Origin of the sequence: Sphingobacterium thalpophilum (assembly GCF_038396785.1) — a bacterium.
GTDB lineage: Bacteria > Bacteroidota > Bacteroidia > Sphingobacteriales > Sphingobacteriaceae > Sphingobacterium > Sphingobacterium thalpophilum_A.
On sequence record NZ_CP151087.1, the window covers coordinates 789,030 to 804,737 of the forward strand.

Consider the following 15,708-nt stretch of genomic DNA (forward strand, 5'->3'; position numbering starts at 1 on the left):
CAAGACAGCTCTTTAAAATAAAATTTTACCGCAATAAACGCCTTATCATTGAAAATCTGTTACAGTTCACAAAACGAATAGTAAGGTTTAACAGCAAATCTATTTCCTTCAACTGCAATAAAATTGCAAATAATAAACTAATTATCTAAGTTTAAGGTATAAAACGATAATCTATACTTCCATATATGAATCGAAGATTAACCTGTTTAATACTAAGCATATTGTTTCTATTGCCGGGATGCCAGCAGGACAAGAAAAACACAGCAAAAACCAATCAGCAAACTGAGCAGCAAAAACCTACTCCACCTAAAGAGCAGGTTGAGCAGAAAAAAATATTTACCGCTGAGGATATTACCTTAAAAAAAGAGCTGCTTTACAACAAATACACCCTGGAAGACAGCTATCCTTACAAAGACACCACACGCAGTTTTCAATGGGAAAAGATCAAAGAACGCCTGGCCTTTATCGAAAATTTTCAACAGACGCCATCGCTGTATGGGGTTCTACAGAATTATCAAAATGAAAAAGGCGAAGCCCCAACAATACAGAACTATAAACGGGACTCTTATAAACGCGTATCTGACAGTTTCAACGTCGAACGGTATCAAGCGGCACCACTCTACGATCTTAACAGCGCCAAAGCTGTTCGTTACGGTCGGGACGGCTGGCTCGTCCGCATACAAGGCCCCGACAGCATAGCTCGAATTCCGATTGAAGGGATTTCATTCGAAGGAAAATATACGGTTCCCAAAAGGTATTTGCGTGTTATTAGCGACACTGTGCAGTTCAAGATCATCAATGTCGTCGATGTAAAAAATCAAAATATCTGTACCTTGGAAAAAGTCGGAAACGAATGGTTTATCCGAAGCATGAACCCTGTGACGAGTGGTCGGCACAAACCTCCCCATGCCCAGGAAACACCAACAGGCCTCTTTGTTGTTCAGGAACACAAATCCAAGATGTTTTATTATGAAGACGGCACCAAAACTTACGCCGGGTTCGCGCCTTATGCCACTCGATTTACCGCTGGAGCTTATATACATGGAGTTCCAGTCAACAATCCCAATGGCAGCATTATCGAATATAGTGAGAGCCTAGGCACAACACCCAAGTCGCATATGTGCGTCAGAAATGCGTCATCTCACGCTCAATTTGTCTATAAACGGTCAAAAGACCTCGCTTCACTGGTCGTTGTTATTGATTAACAATATTTAACATTCTGTAAATCAAATATGTATTAACTTTAATAATTAATTTTGTAAACATCTACACAGAAAAGGGAGAAGAATGGGAAATACGTTTATGTTTCTTTTGATGGCACTCAATACAGCATTGTCCTCACAAGAAGAATTAAAAACAACAGATCAACAAACCACCAGCACTCATCGTATCAATGTCGAACGTCAACGCACCGAAGTTGACTCATTGTATGATGAAATGAATCTAGGCAAAGTATTAAAATACGAAGCGTTTCGTCAGGCAATGGAAGGCAGAAAAGAACTTCCGATCCACAACAGGGACATCATGACCGTCATTGACTTTTCATTGGCATCAACGGAAAAAAGACTTGTGGTACTCGACCTTGCGCACAAAAAAGTACTTTTCAACACACTGGTTGCGCATGGAAAAAATAGCGGAGAAAACTATGCCGTCAATTTTTCAAATCAACAGGAGTCACTTAAAAGTTCTTTAGGGTTCTTCACAACAGAAAACACGTACAACGGCGAGAATGGCTACTCCTTGGTATTAAATGGTCTTGAAGAAGGTATAAATGACAATGCAAAAGCAAGATACGTTGTGATGCATGGCGCCGATTACTGTAGCACAGGTACAATAGCAAGTTTAGGCAGACTCGGTAAAAGCTACGGCTGCCCCGCAGTACCAAGGGAATTTGCAGGCCCTATCATTAACACCATCAAAGATGGAACGTTGTTGTTTATTTATGCCGACAACTCCGAATATCTCACAAAGACACACTTGATCCATCAACCCAATATATTGATGGCACAATTTCAAAAAAGACCGCCTGCATTTGATCACGAAGGCTAATAAATAAAAAAAGCCTGATGGAAATACTTCATCAGGCTTTTTTTATTTATAAATTGTCTTTCGATACACCGCTACCGGACCAACACGACCCTAAGATTTATGCTTTTTCTTAAACTTCAACATCCAATTGTAAATTGCATCATCATGGAACAATCGCTCCACACTTCCATGCGTCCCCCCTTTTATCACATTTAAGCTCACATTTGCATCCGGATCTTCTCTTTTAATCGCATTCATAATTTTTCTGGACTCCGAAATTGGCACAGCACGATCAGCGGTACCATGATGAAGCCATATCGGCACCTGCGTCAGATTAGATGCATACTGACTCGATCCGCCGCCACATATTGCTACTGCAGCAGCCACCCTTTCAGGATATTTACCAGCCACATCCATGGTGCCATAGCCCCCCATACTCATGCCGCAAACGTAAATACGGTCGGGGTCAGCATTGTAATGTTCAATAACATAGTCAACAATTTCGATTACTTTGTCCGGATCCCATCCTCCCCGGGACTGTGGCGCAACAATTATCCCAGGTACCTCCTGCCCTTTGTTGATGGCATACAATACACCATAACGCTTTACACGATCTAAATTTGTCCCGGACAAACTTCTTCCATGTAAAAACACAAATACAGGTTGTTTTTCAGATTCCAATGAATCTGGTGCGACATCTTTCAATAAAAAAGGATAAGCAGTTTCTCCTTTTATAGCGTGTATTTCCTGCGCGTTTACGCGCATCAACAGCATAAAGAAAAAACAGATATACAGGTAAACTTTTCGCATATTTCTTGTCTATGACTAACTAGCGTAATTTTGGAGCACTAAAAATACAATTAAATGACTCTTATGACACGCATTTAACATGTTTTAACATTTCAATTGCGACAACATTACACTTTAGCACAACGCAAAGACGACATCCCATATTGGCCCCAAACTGATCATTTGGAAGATTCCATCCAATTATAGTTGCATTTCATGCCAAATTTATCTTAGTTTGTAACATTGCGCAAAATATCCAAGCTCTCACATGAAAATATTGCATACCGCCGATTGGCATTTAGGAAAACGATTGGACAGTTTCTCCCGGATAGATGAACAATTACTGGTCATGAATGAAATCGTTGATATCGCAGACCGGGAAAACGTGGATCTCGTGATCATCGCAGGAGATCTGTTCGATGCCTTCAATCCAGGTGTGGAAGCCATCGAGCTATTCTACCGAACAATCAAGCGTCTTACCAAGAATGGCATACGCCCAGTACTAGCAATCGCGGGCAATCACGATTCACCCCATTTGATTGACGCGCCCGATCCTTTGGCACGAGCGTCGGGCATCATCCTAATTGGGCATCCGCATGCTGTGGTTACCCCTTTCACAACAGATGGTTTCACCGTGTTACAGTCAGATACGGGCTTCATTGAATTGAGCTTACCGCAATTTGACTATCCGATTCGTATTCTTCATACAGCCTATGCCAACGAAATACGCTTAAAACAATATCTAGGCGAAGAGAAAGAAAGTAAATTAAATGAGGTCTTAGCAGCAAATTGGCAAAAAATAGCCAATACCTATTGCGATGATAAAGGCGTAAATATATTGACGGCACATCTTTACATGAATAAATTGGGCAGCCCACTTTTAGAGGAGCCTGACGGCGAAAAACCGGTCAAAATTGGCAATGCAGACTTAATCTATTCAGAGGCCATCCCACCACAGGTCCAATACACCGCATTAGGGCATCTCCACGGGTATAAAAATATCGGTTCTGTCGAAAAACCGGTGGTTTATGCATCTTCGCCTCTATGTTATAGTTTTTCGGAGGCTGGGCAAGCTAAATACGTCGCACTGGTCAATGTATCGGCCGGCGAGCAAGCAAGGGTTGAGCGCATTCCACTAACTCAGGGCAAACCGCTGATCCGAAAATCGTTCGACGATATTGAACAGTGCATATCCTGGTTGTCTGAAAACCCCGATGCTTTGGTGGAGCTCACGCTGAAATCAGAAACCTTCTTAAAAGCCGAGGACCGCAAGCGAATCTATCAGAGCCATTCGGGAATAATCTATCTCATTCCGCTCGTTAAACAAGATGAGCAAGCGCTTCTGGACAACAAAGAAATAAATCTTACACAAGACATGTCGACCTTATTCAACGATTATTTCAAATCCAAGAATGGCAATCAGGCGCCCAATGATGACATCCTTGATCTTTTTCGCGAAATCCTAAACTCTTAATCCATGATTCCATTAAAGCTAACTCTAGAGGGTATATACTCTTATCAAGAACGTCAGACGATCGACTTTACCGCGCTTTCTCAAGCGGGGCTTTTTGGTATCTTCGGTGCTGTAGGCTCCGGTAAATCATCGATATTGGAAGCAATTACCTACGCCTTATTTGGAGAAACGGAACGCCTGAATGCACGGGATAAACGCGCTTATAACATGATGAATCTCAAGTCCAATCGATCTTATATCGAGCTTGATTTTGTCAATTTTGAAGACCGTACATTTAGAATTACCCGCGAATTTAAACGTAATTCCAAAAATTTCGATGATGTAAAATCCCCCACCGTTGTACTCTACGAAAAAATAAATGAAAAATGGGTTCCACTGGAAAGCAGCAATACACAGCATATCATTGGATTAAGCTATGAGAACTTTAAAAGAACAATCATCATTCCCCAAGGGCAGTTCAAAGAGTTTATAGAACTTGGCGCCAAGGAACGGACGGATATGATGAAAGAGATTTTTCAACTGCATCGATTTGACCTGCAGGATAAAGTTTCCAACCTCTATAAAAAAAATCAGTCCGAACTGGATCACCTCAACGGTCAATTAATAGGTTTTGACGAGGTTACAAGCGAACAGATAGAAACGACCGAAACAAATCTCCAACTAGCAGTCGAGTCCTTCGTCGCCATTGAATCGGCGTACAAGTCGCATCATGAAAAGTTCTTAAGGCTCAAAAAACTCAAAGAGGATGTCTTAGAGCTTCGTACGGTAAAGGCGCTCTTTCAGCAATTGCTAGAACAAAAAGGTGAAAAAGAGACCTTACGATTAAAGTTAAACCGCTTTGAGGAAGCGCAAACCAACTTTCTACATATTCTTAAATCCAAGGAAAAATTAGCACAAGAAGGCCTAATTGCACATAAAAGAGTAGAAACCGAAAAACAGAGACAGGCCGAAATTCAGCAGCTTATGCAGGAGCATTCCTCAAATCTCAATCTGTTGAAATCACAATACGAACAGCTGCCACAACGTCGTGTTCAGGAACTGGACCTTGAATTGATAAGCCAATTGATTACGTTTTCAAATGAAATTAAGAGTTTACAGGATCGGGCACAGAAGGGACGCAATTTTGTGCAGGAAACAAGAGCGCAACAACGACATTTTAAAGCCAAAATCCAAGAGACAGAAATTCAGATCGCTAGTCTAAAGCAATCAAAGCCTTCTGCCCATGAACTCATGGAGCTGGGCCAGTGGTACACCAAACAGCAGGGCATCCAACAACAGGAAGACGATCTAAACAAGCAGGCCATTGATTTAGAAACAAGTATAGCTGTGCTGAAGCAGGAACTCCAAGCCATTCATCCGGACCTCGAAAAATTCCGATCAAATCACCTCCTTGTAGTCAGTGCCCTCGAGCAAAAACTTCAGTCTCTCCAAGATGAAAAATCACATCTTCTCCTGCAGCAAAGGTTGACCCAATATGCAGAAAACCTTAAAGCAGGATCCCCATGCCCACTATGTGGAGCATTGGAACATCCTGCTATCAACCAAGGACAGGATATTTCCCAGGAAGTTGCCGCCAATGAAAAATTGATTGCCGAGACAAATGAAAGTCTTAAGCATCAACAGGACCAACAATTCCAAGTCGAAAAACTCCAGCTGCGCTTGCAGTCATTAAATGTTCAGCAACAAGATCTAAACACGAAAATTCAGCTGAATGCCAATAACAAAATTGCACATGCCCAGCAATTTACATGGATCGGCTATAGCGCTACGGATGAATCCAGCTACACATCAAATAAGCAGGAACTCGCCCGGATCGAAACACAGATAACAACAGTGGAGCAACAGCTTGGTGAGCATCAGGCTACACTCGCTTCCGTTGAGGAAAAGCTGGAGAAATACAATAAAGCACTGCATCAGTTTGAACGTGATGAAGCAAGCAAACAGGCCCAGATTGATCAAAATATCGGGAACCTGAAAGCGCTGCGCTGGTCTGATTATGAGATGCGGGAATCCGAAGCAGTTGAAAAGGAATATACTGCACTGAAAAGATCAAATCTGGATATTGAGCGCGACTACATTACTTTAAGCGAACGATTAAATGAGTTAAACAGTCAATTTGCAGCACAATACAGCTTGGTACAGACGATTGTTGAACAGCTTGCAGATATCCGTCGTGAAAGTCAAGAAACCGATGCTACAATCCAGCAGCTACTTGTGGCTTCACCCTTTGAAACTTTGGCAGAGATTCGGCAAATTCTTGCCGAGAATTTGTCTGTCATACAGATCCGACAAGAGCTTGAACAGTTTCAAATCCAGTTTGAAACTGTGAAGGCACAGATCAGTCAGTTGGAAAAGAAACTCGTCGACCAGGTATATGACGAGAACGAATTTCTTGCACAAGAAAAAATCCTGGATGAGAGCGCCCAACAATTGAAAGCGAGCACTGAGGCTGTTGCCCGACTTCAGCAGGAGCGCGATCAGCTAAAAATCGCCTACGCGAAAAAGGAAAATCTCCTGCAACAACAGGTAAAACTAAACTTACGCCATGACAATTTGAAGCAACTTTTTAATCTCTTTAAAGGTGCGGGCTTTGTACAATATGTTTCTTCGATTTACCTACGGCAGCTGTGTGATCATGCAAATATTCGTTTCCATCGCATGACCCGAAATCAGCTTAGCTTACAGCTGAACGACAACAATGAATTTGAAATTATAGATTATTTGAATGAAGGAAAAAGTCGCAGCGTAAAAACACTATCCGGTGGACAGGCATTTCAGGTCTCCCTAAGTTTGGCTTTGGCTTTGGCAGAAAGTGTACAGTCAAATTCGCGTGCGGCCAAAAACTTCTTTTTTATCGATGAAGGTTTTGGAACACAAGATATCACTTCTGTTAATATTGTTTTCGAAACGCTATTGGATTTACATAAGGAAAACCGGATCGTCGGAATTATTTCACATGTTGAAGAACTCAAAGAACGTATTCCAGTGTCCCTTTCGATAGAAAAGGATGAAGAACAGGGTAGCCAAATTTTTATCAATTAATTCCGTTTTATTTTGTAAATTAGTTATAGCGGTCCCGCTGAAAAAGCCTGATCGCTATAACCAACAAAAACAAAAGATTATGGGCTTATTTTCAAACAACAAAAAAGGAAAAGGGTCTCATCCTTTTTTTCATAAAGCGACCAAAGCAGTAGTCAACACGGCCTTTTTAGCTAAAGATTCCAGTCCATTAAGGACAACGCAATCCATGCTTTTTGTCAAACAATACGATATCCTAACGATCTTGAGGGAGGTTTTAATGCCGCAGAATCAAAACTAAATTCGCATAAAAAGGCTTATCTTTCCATCCAAAAGTGAACAATTGGTTTGGAGTCGCTGGATGCAAAATAGCGTCATTACCATTCTCATGGAGCCTCCTCATCCGACTGATCCGGGGACAAAAAAAAGAAATTCAAAAAATCATTGAAATTATAAAAAAGGAAGTTTAATTTAACAAGATAAAACTTTTCTAAAAAAATATTGTCATACGATAAATAACAATCGATAGACAGTATATTTGTCAGCTATATGAAGTACAAACAAATCAACAATAATTCCATCAATCAAATCATGCTAATCGTCATCATTCTGGCGATATGTATATTGATCTTTACAAGTCTATTCTACTACCTACCCGGTTTTCTGGGAGCACTTACCTTATACGTTCTTTTTAGAAAAATCAACTTTAAGCTAACTGAAGAAAAAAAATGGAATAAATCTTTCGCCAGTATTTTATTGATATTATTGACCATCATATTCTTGGTAGGACCACTCTATCTGTTAATCAACTACATGGTACCTCAGGTAACAGAAGTCATTAGCAACAAAGACGATCTGATGCACAAGTTTGACTCGATCAAAACCTACTTTAAAGACAGCCCTTATTTAAGCAATATTGATCTTTCAGATACTGCCTTAATGGGAGCGCTTCAAAAAGCAGCTAAATTCATACCCAATATTCTGAATTCCGTTGCAGAAGTGGGAGTCAATATATTGGTTGCTTTGTTTGTTTTGTATTTCATGTTGGTTAGCAGCAAAAAATTAGAACAAACCATCTATCAAGCGATCCCTTTCACCATGGCCAGTAAAGCCGAATTGTGGAAAGAGTTTGACATGATGGTAAAATCCAATGCAATCGGCATCCCGATTTTGGCCATGTGCCAAGGTATTGTAGCCGGTCTTGGCTATTGGTTCTTTGGCCTGGAAAGCCCTATCTTTCTAGGGATACTCACCGCTGTTTCCACTATAATTCCTATTTTGGGAACGATGGTGGTCTATCTACCGGCAGCGCTTTTTCTACTTGCAAATGGGCAGTCTGGAAATGCAATAGGTCTTGCCTTATACGGGATCATTATCATCGGGAGTATTGATAATGTACTTCGGTTTACCATATTGAAAAAGTTGGGCGATGTACATCCATTAATAACCGTGTTCGGTGTATTGTTAGGATTAAATCTATTTGGTATGCTGGGATTGATCTTCGGTCCGCTCATTTTATCCTGCGTTAGCGTACTCCTGAAAGTCTACAGTATTGAATTTGGACGAAGTACGCCTGAAATCATTCAATCTACCTCATTGACAGACACAAAGTCTACTCATGACAGCCCTGATATTATAGAATAAGGGCACTTCGAATAGGTAAAGTTGATTTGATCACAAATGCATCAATATCCAGTAAACTGTCATAAATGAGATTCAACGATTGATAATCCCTTTTTTTTCATAGTTTTGAATCATTAATACAATAGATTGTTCAATGCTTTCTACGCAGAATTTGACGATCTGTTAAGCATAAATATTAAAACGATAAAATCACTAAAACTGATTTAAAAGCAAACGTATTCTATGAATAAAAAGATAATCTTAGGAGTGACAGTGGCATTGGCTGCCGGAATTCTTTCCTCATGTAACAACAACAAACCGAAAACAGATCATACTGCAAATACGTCCCAGGAAGCCAGCGCTGAAAGCCATGACCATGCAGGTCACGATCATGCAGGCCATGACCATAGTCAAGCTGCACCAACGCAATCTTCCGACCCTGCAGCCATTCTCCCTAATTTCACATTTTATCAGCTTCGTTCGGGCATCCGTGTTACGCAGGAAAACGTTGCCAAAGACAAGAATACGGTTTTTATCCTATTTGATCCAGGATGTAGTCATTGTCAACATGAAGCTACGGAGCTAGAAAAGAATATTGATCGTATAAAAGATGTCAATATCTATTATATTTCCATGAATGACCCGGCATTAGTATTAGGTTTTTTTGACACATTCGCTCCTAAACTATCCAAAGCATCTAACGTAGAGGTATTGATTGATAAAGACCAAACGTTTATACAAACAATCCATGTGCCTTCACAGTTTCCGGCAAATTATGTGTATGGTGCAGATGGAAAGCTAAAAGCACATTGGGAAGGTGAAAAAAATATTAACGAAGCAATAAGCCAATTTCATAAATAATCTGAAATGCTAAACATAGCAATCAATGGATTCGGACGTATCGGTAGAAATACACTACGTAATATCTTTTTAAGAGGGGCTTTCGATGAACTGCAGGTCATCGCTATCAATGATCTGACAGACACCAAGACGTTGGCCCACCTATTTAAATATGATTCTGTACATGGTCCTTTTCCTGGTACTGTGACCCACGATGACCAACATATTATTGTCAATGGTCTTTCCATCTTGGTCACCAATGAAAAAGATCCGGCGGAACTGCCTTGGAAGGAGCTTCAGATTGATGTCGTCATAGAATCTACGGGGTACTTTACCAGTCGTGACAAAGCGTCGTTGCACTTGGAAGCTGGTGCAAAAAAAGTGATTATTTCCGCACCCGCACAAGATAAAGACATTCCAACAGTGGTATTGGGCATTAATGATCGTGTCATTGATCTATCTGCTTCGATTTTATCCAATGCCTCCTGTACAACAAACAATGTTGCTCCCCTAGTTAAAATATTGGATGAAAATTGGGGCATCAAAGATGGCTATATTACCACGGTTCACTCCATGACTGGAGACCAAAATCTTCACGACGCACCACATAAAGATTTAAGGAGAGCGCGGGCAGCATCGTCGGCGATCATTCCAACAACTACTGGTGCTGCTAAGGCCATCACCAATGTCTTTCCACATTTGCAGCATAAATTAGGGGGCGCAGGCATACGTGTACCTGTACTCAATGGCTCATTGACTGACTTTACCTGTACACTTGAGAAAGAAACCACGGTAGAAGAAATTAATAAAGCGTTCAAAGCTGCAGCAGAAAACGACTTAAAAAATGTATTATTTTATACAGAAGACCCCATAGTTTCGGTAGATATCATCAATAACCCCTATTCATGTGTATTTGATGCCCAGTTAACCTCGGTAGTGGGGGGTCTGGTCAAGGTTGTAGGCTGGTATGACAATGAATTTGGTTATTCTAATCGTTTGGTTGACCTCCTGATCAAGATCGACAAGCTTGTATAATCTAGCTACCCCTGCAGCATCTTACGATAGGTTCCGGTATAAAAAAAGCGTCCTTGCCAGCTATAGTTGACAAGGACGCTTTTTTCTTCACGCCTTAATTTTACAGTTCCCCTTCTACGCCCAAACCAAACAACGCAAAATCATATTTGACCGGATCCAACGGATCTAGTAGGCGTAGATTGGCCGTTAATTCCTGAGCTGTTTTCCAATTCACTTTATCCAATGTAATTAGACCAAATTTACGGGCAACACGCTCAACATGGACATCGCACGGACAGATTAGATCTTTTGGGGAAAGACGCTGCCAAATCCCAAAGTCTACCCCTTTTGTATCTTTTCTGACCATCCAGCGTAAAAACATATTGATCCGCTTGACGGTTGACTTCTGTGCTGGACTACTAATGTGTTTCCGTGTGCGAACAGGATAGTCAGGCAACGAAAAGAAATAGGTTTTAAAGGCATTCAGTGCCATTTCTAAGTCGACTTCTTCCCTGTTCTCCTGCCCTACGAGAAAAGCATCTTCTAAAGATTCGAAATGCTGATAGTGATGCTTAAAAAAAGAAACAAAATAAAGAATATCGGTATCATTGAACGTGCGGTGTTTAAATCCCAGTAAGGTTTTTAAATCCTGCTCTTGGTGATTGATGATATAATCGTATGGCGAACCATCCATTCGAGCCACCAGCTCGTTGCATTTATTGATAATCGTCTTTCTTTGCCCCCAAGCCATAATGGAAGCCAAGAATCCCATGATTTCAATGTCCTGCTTCGCTGAAAATTGATGCGGAATCGATATGGGATCATTTGGAATAAAACCAGGTTGATTATATTCATCAACTTTCTTATCCAAGAAATCTTTCAGATCAAAATCAACTGCCATGCTAATCCTTATCTTCCTGTCTGCAATATGCCTTTACAAATCTTTGCAATCAAGCCTGGACCTTCGTAGATAAAACCGGTATAAACTTGAATGAGACTGGCTCCAGCATCTAACTTCTCTATGGCATCTTTCGCCGAATGAATCCCCCCTACACCAATGATAGGAAATGCCTTGTTGGACTTTTCACTTAAGTAGCGAATAACTTCTGTTGAACGCTTGGTCAAAGGACGTCCACTTACCCCGCCCGCTTCATTAATCAGTTCCTGTTGACTCTTTAAGCCTTCTCTTGAGATTGTTGTATTCGTTGCGATGACGCCTGCAATTTGTGTCTCCAATACGATCTCGACGATATCATCCAATTGACTATCCGTCAAATCAGGTGCTATTTTAAGCAGAATTGGTTTCGGAGCTGTTTTAGCGACATTGAGGCTTTGTAAAGTATTTAATAGATGTTTTAAAGGTTCCTTTTCCTGCAAATCGCGTAAGCCTGGTGTATTCGGGGAGCTCACATTGACCACAAAATAATCCACGTAGTCAAACAATGCATTGAAGCAATAAATGTAGTCATTGACAGCTTCCTCATTAGGCGTCACCTTATTCTTACCGATATTCCCCCCTATTAACAATCCTTTTCGATCCTTTAGATTTTTCAATCTTGTGGCGGCAACGTCTGCCCCCTGATTATTAAATCCCATTCTATTGATCAAAGCTTCATCGGAAACAAGTCGGAACATCCTGGGTTTATCGTTACCCGGTTGCGGCTTAGGAGTTACCGTTCCAATTTCGATAAAACCAAATCCCAAATTAGTCATATCTGCAATATATTCCGCATTTTTATCAAAGCCAGCAGCAAGGCCCACAGGATTTTTAAATTTCAATCCAAAGACTTCGCGTTCCAAACGTGGATCTTCCACGGTAAAAAAAGCGTTCAATAATTGTTTGGCGCCCCAAATTTTTGAGAAAACATTCAATCCACCGGTCACTTTATGGTGAGCCGTCTCCGGATTCATTGTAAAGAATATAGGTTTGACTAATTTATACATAATCGCAAAGTTACTCAAAGAAGAAGAAATATTCATTACTTTTGTACTTTTGCAGTTGAAATGATATCAATAAATAATTTAACATTTGAAATAGGATCTCGCGCTTTATATGACGAAGCAAACTGGCATATAAAACCAGGAGATAAAGTTGGCTTGATCGGTGCCAATGGTACAGGTAAATCGACTTTACTTCGCCTTATTGTCGGTCAATATACGCCCACATCAGGAACGATTTCCATGGCGAAGGACCTTAAGATTGGTTATTTAAACCAGGACTTATTGTCGTACCATTCTGACAAAAGCATTTTGCATGTTGCCATGGAAGCTTTTGAGCGCCAAAATCAATTACATGCCGAAATCGAGGGTTTACTCCACAAACTAGAAACAGATTATTCGGATGACATCCTGAATAAACTAAGCGATAAACAAGTAGAATTTGAGGCCTTAGATGGTTATAACATCGAATTTAAGGCCCACGAAATCCTTGCTGGTCTAGGTTTTTCGGAAGAAGAACAAAAAAGACCATTGGCCACTTTCTCTGGAGGATGGCGTATGCGGGTTATGCTTGCCCGTATCTTATTGCAAACTCCGGATATTCTGTTACTGGATGAGCCGACCAACCACATGGACTTACCTTCCATCAAATGGCTGGAGAACTATCTGCAAGCATTTGATGGCGCCATTGTGATTGTTTCCCACGATCGATATTTCCTTGACCGCATCATCAAGAAAACGGTAGAATCACGTAAAGGAAAATTAACACTTTATGCAGGTAATTACAGTTTTTATCTTGAAGAGAAGGAATTACGGAATGAATTGCAGGCCAATCAGTTTAAAAACCAGCAAGCCAAGATAAAACAGGAAGAACGTTTAATTGAGCGTTTCCGCGCTAAGGCTTCCAAAGCCAAAATGGCGCAGTCGCGGATCAAAGCGTTGGATCGCTTGGAGAGAATTGACGATGTTGACGATGACAACCCTACAGTAAACTTCAGCTTTAAATTTTCAAAACCTTCAGGTCGTCACGTTGTGACGTTGGAAAATATTTCCAAGTCCTACCCTAACCTGGAGATCTTAAAAAATACCTCAGCAATTATAGAAAAGGGTGATAAGATTGCACTAATTGGTGCCAATGGTAAAGGTAAATCTACCCTCTTACGTATCGTGGCTAACGCGGATCACGAGTTTGAAGGAAAGGCAGAACAGGGACACAACGTTTCGCAAACATTTTTTGCACAACATCAACTGGAAGCCTTACATCTGGAAAATTCCATCCTTGCCGAGTTACAAACTTTTGCACCGAAGCATACAGAGACCGAATTGCGCTCCATTCTTGGATGTTTTCTATTCACCGGAGACGATGCTTTCAAAAAGATCAAAGTACTTTCCGGAGGCGAGAAATCACGTGTGGCTCTTGCAAAAGCACTAACCGCAGACGCGAACTTCTTAGCGCTCGATGAACCTACCAACCACTTGGATATGCAGTCTGTCAACATTCTGATCCAGGCTTTGCAGCAATACGAAGGTACATTTATCGTTGTATCCCACGACCGGTATTTCTTGGACAATGTGGCGAACAAAATCTGGTACATTGAAGACAAACAGATCAAGGAGTACCCAGGTACTTACCAGGAGTATGAAGAATGGGCTGCAAAACGCGTCGTGAAGACGGAGGTAAAAACCGAGAAAAAAGTCAAGGAAGAACCCAAAGTAAAGAAAGAAAAGCAACCACTTACGGAAGATAAGACACGTTTGTTGAGCAAAAAAAATAAGGAGCTAACGTCTTTTGAACAAAAAATTGAGGAGCAGGAAATTTTAGTCAAAAACTTAGAATCGAAGCTTGCCGACGAAGCTGTGTATTCGGATGCGACTAAGTTACAGGAAACTACACGTTCTTACAACTCAGCGAAGGCATTATTGATGCAATTCCAAGAGAGTTGGGAGCAGTTGGCGGAAGAAATCATGGAATTGGAAAATGATTAATTTTTTTGGCTTAAAATCAGCTTATTAAGCATTAAAGCGTGATTTTAAGTCAAAATTATTTGCAGGAATAGGATTAAAGCCCTACTTTTGCATCACTTCAAACAAGGAACGGTAGTTCAAAAATAAAGAAGTAAGATTCCGTAGCTCAGCTGGTAGAGCAATACACTTTTAATGTATGGGTCCTGGGTTCGAATCCCAGCGGGATCACAGAAAAAAGCTAATCGCAAGATTAGCTTTTTTTGTTTTAACAGAGTAGGATTCGAAAGATTAATGGCACTTACTTTGCCTTTTTCCTGTCCATCAATAACAACTATATTCTGTTTGCGGATATTTGATTCGGCTATTACATGTAATTTTTTGGAAAGCGTTAGATACAGCATAAAACATATGAAGGCGATTAGAATATCGGATATTTAATTAGCTATTTTTGTTTAACAACATTACCTTGGATGTTGACAACGTAGTTCATAAAATAAATTTGAAAAATGAGAATTGCCCTATTTGGCACGCACAAAGTAGGTAAAACCTCCTTAGCAGAAGAGCTTCTGGAAAAACTTCCCGGATACGCGCTGGAAGTAGAACCCTACTATCAACTGGAATCATTGGGCCATGAATTCCTTGAAGATCCCAGCGCTGAAGATTTCGTTGAACAATTTAACTACTCTGCCCAGTTAATTTCACAAAGTGGAGACAATGTAATATTCGATAGATGTGTACTCGACATCTTAGCTTATCTGCATATTCTTGATCCAAAGAAAAATATTCAGTTCCTTTTTGAAAAAGCCTTTGCTGTATTGGCCGAAATTGATCTTTTGGTGTTTGTCCCCATTGAAGAACCCGATTTGATACCTTGCCACAAGTCGGATCTACCCAAACTTAGATCTAAAGTTAATGATTTACTCCTCGATTGGATTGACGACTTCGGTATACAAGCTATTGAAGTAAACGGCACATTATCGAGTCGTAGTGACCAGATACTTGCAAAAATTAAATCCTAA

At 40.6% G+C, this 15,708-nt stretch carries 13 protein-coding genes and 1 tRNA gene; 11 read left to right on the forward strand and 3 right to left on the reverse strand.

Going from position 1 to position 15,708, the window contains the following annotated elements:
• The first annotated feature begins 185 nt into the window (after positions 1-185).
• Together AACH28_RS03675 and AACH28_RS03680 are read left to right on the forward strand one after the other, a co-directional pair.
• Positions 186-1,205, forward strand: coding sequence for a L,D-transpeptidase (locus AACH28_RS03675; protein WP_341832276.1), 1,020 nt, complete (start codon positions 186-188; stop codon positions 1,203-1,205).
• Positions 1,206-1,287: 82 nt separating this feature from the next.
• On the forward strand, positions 1,288-2,049 hold the full coding sequence (locus tag AACH28_RS03680; RefSeq protein ID WP_341832277.1) for a murein L,D-transpeptidase catalytic domain family protein: 762 nt from the start codon (positions 1,288-1,290) through the stop codon (positions 2,047-2,049).
• Between the two features lie 90 nt (positions 2,050-2,139).
• Here the strand turns inward: AACH28_RS03680 and AACH28_RS03685 are convergent, their stop codons facing one another.
• The gene (locus tag AACH28_RS03685) at positions 2,140-2,838 is read right to left on the reverse strand and encodes a prolyl oligopeptidase family serine peptidase (protein WP_341832278.1); all 699 of its coding nucleotides are present in this window, start codon (positions 2,836-2,838) and stop codon (positions 2,140-2,142) included.
• A 247-nt stretch (positions 2,839-3,085) separates the two neighbouring features.
• On the opposite strand from AACH28_RS03685, the gene AACH28_RS03690 reads away from it, so the two are divergent.
• The 6 genes from AACH28_RS03690 to gap all read left to right on the forward strand — a co-directional run bounded on the left by AACH28_RS03690 (position 3,086) and on the right by gap (position 10,807).
• The gene (locus AACH28_RS03690; RefSeq protein ID WP_341832279.1) at positions 3,086-4,291 is read left to right on the forward strand and encodes an exonuclease SbcCD subunit D; all 1,206 of its coding nucleotides are present in this window, start codon (positions 3,086-3,088) and stop codon (positions 4,289-4,291) included.
• Between the two features lie 3 nt (positions 4,292-4,294).
• Positions 4,295-7,333 carry an SMC family ATPase gene (locus tag AACH28_RS03695; protein ID WP_341832280.1) on the forward strand — a complete coding sequence of 1,013 codons (3,039 nt, stop codon included), beginning with the start codon at positions 4,295-4,297 and terminating at the stop codon, positions 7,331-7,333.
• 79 nt (positions 7,334-7,412) lie between these two features.
• Entirely contained in the window at positions 7,413-7,610 is a 198-nt protein-coding gene (locus tag AACH28_RS03700; RefSeq protein WP_341832281.1) for a hypothetical protein, read from the forward strand.
• 248 nt (positions 7,611-7,858) lie between these two features.
• Positions 7,859-8,953, forward strand: a complete 1,095-nt coding sequence (locus tag AACH28_RS03705; protein ID WP_341832282.1) for an AI-2E family transporter — start codon at positions 7,859-7,861, stop codon at positions 8,951-8,953.
• A 222-nt stretch (positions 8,954-9,175) separates the two neighbouring features.
• A complete protein-coding gene (locus tag AACH28_RS03710; protein ID WP_153844617.1) occupies positions 9,176-9,793 on the forward strand; it encodes a redoxin domain-containing protein in 618 nt (205 codons plus the stop codon).
• 6 nt (positions 9,794-9,799) lie between these two features.
• Entirely contained in the window at positions 9,800-10,807 is a 1,008-nt protein-coding gene (gene gap, locus AACH28_RS03715; RefSeq protein WP_088161710.1) for a type I glyceraldehyde-3-phosphate dehydrogenase, read from the forward strand.
• A gap of 100 nt (positions 10,808-10,907) precedes the next feature.
• Here the strand turns inward: gap and AACH28_RS03720 are convergent, their stop codons facing one another.
• Together AACH28_RS03720 and AACH28_RS03725 are read right to left on the reverse strand one after the other, a co-directional pair.
• The gene (locus AACH28_RS03720) at positions 10,908-11,687 is read right to left on the reverse strand and encodes a TIGR02757 family protein (protein WP_341832283.1); all 780 of its coding nucleotides are present in this window, start codon (positions 11,685-11,687) and stop codon (positions 10,908-10,910) included.
• A gap of 8 nt (positions 11,688-11,695) precedes the next feature.
• Complete coding sequence (locus AACH28_RS03725; RefSeq protein WP_088163570.1) at positions 11,696-12,730, reverse strand: quinone-dependent dihydroorotate dehydrogenase; 1,035 nt, start codon at positions 12,728-12,730, stop codon at positions 11,696-11,698.
• A 60-nt stretch (positions 12,731-12,790) separates the two neighbouring features.
• Here AACH28_RS03725 and AACH28_RS03730 point away from each other — a divergent pair, with 60 nt between their 5' ends.
• The 3 genes from AACH28_RS03730 to AACH28_RS03740 all read left to right on the forward strand — a co-directional run bounded on the left by AACH28_RS03730 (position 12,791) and on the right by AACH28_RS03740 (position 15,708).
• On the forward strand, positions 12,791-14,710 hold the full coding sequence (locus AACH28_RS03730; protein ID WP_341832284.1) for an ABC-F family ATP-binding cassette domain-containing protein: 1,920 nt from the start codon (positions 12,791-12,793) through the stop codon (positions 14,708-14,710).
• A 134-nt stretch (positions 14,711-14,844) separates the two neighbouring features.
• Positions 14,845-14,917, forward strand: a tRNA-Lys gene (locus AACH28_RS03735).
• A gap of 278 nt (positions 14,918-15,195) precedes the next feature.
• Complete coding sequence (locus AACH28_RS03740; RefSeq protein WP_153844621.1) at positions 15,196-15,708, forward strand: ATP-binding protein; 513 nt, start codon at positions 15,196-15,198, stop codon at positions 15,706-15,708.

Excerpts from the sequence above, each read along its gene's own strand:
- AACH28_RS03740 (WP_153844621.1), top strand. The coding sequence starts at position 15,196 with ATGAGAATTGCCCTATTTGGCACGCACAAAGTAGGTAAAACCTCCTTA.
- AACH28_RS03680 (WP_341832277.1), top strand. The coding sequence starts at position 1,288 with ATGGGAAATACGTTTATGTTTCTTTTGATGGCACTCAATACAGCATTG.
- AACH28_RS03705 (WP_341832282.1), top strand. The coding sequence starts at position 7,859 with ATGAAGTACAAACAAATCAACAATAATTCCATCAATCAAATCATGCTA.
- AACH28_RS03695 (WP_341832280.1), top strand. The coding sequence starts at position 4,295 with ATGATTCCATTAAAGCTAACTCTAGAGGGTATATACTCTTATCAAGAA.
- AACH28_RS03685 (WP_341832278.1), bottom strand. The coding sequence starts at position 2,838 with ATGCGAAAAGTTTACCTGTATATCTGTTTTTTCTTTATGCTGTTGATG.
- AACH28_RS03675 (WP_341832276.1), top strand. The coding sequence starts at position 186 with ATGAATCGAAGATTAACCTGTTTAATACTAAGCATATTGTTTCTATTG.
- gap (WP_088161710.1), top strand. The coding sequence starts at position 9,800 with ATGCTAAACATAGCAATCAATGGATTCGGACGTATCGGTAGAAATACA.
- AACH28_RS03725 (WP_088163570.1), bottom strand. The coding sequence starts at position 12,730 with ATGTATAAATTAGTCAAACCTATATTCTTTACAATGAATCCGGAGACG.
- AACH28_RS03690 (WP_341832279.1), top strand. The coding sequence starts at position 3,086 with ATGAAAATATTGCATACCGCCGATTGGCATTTAGGAAAACGATTGGAC.
- AACH28_RS03710 (WP_153844617.1), top strand. The coding sequence starts at position 9,176 with ATGAATAAAAAGATAATCTTAGGAGTGACAGTGGCATTGGCTGCCGGA.
- AACH28_RS03720 (WP_341832283.1), bottom strand. The coding sequence starts at position 11,687 with ATGGCAGTTGATTTTGATCTGAAAGATTTCTTGGATAAGAAAGTTGAT.
- AACH28_RS03700 (WP_341832281.1), top strand. The coding sequence starts at position 7,413 with ATGGGCTTATTTTCAAACAACAAAAAAGGAAAAGGGTCTCATCCTTTT.
- AACH28_RS03730 (WP_341832284.1), top strand. The coding sequence starts at position 12,791 with ATGATATCAATAAATAATTTAACATTTGAAATAGGATCTCGCGCTTTA.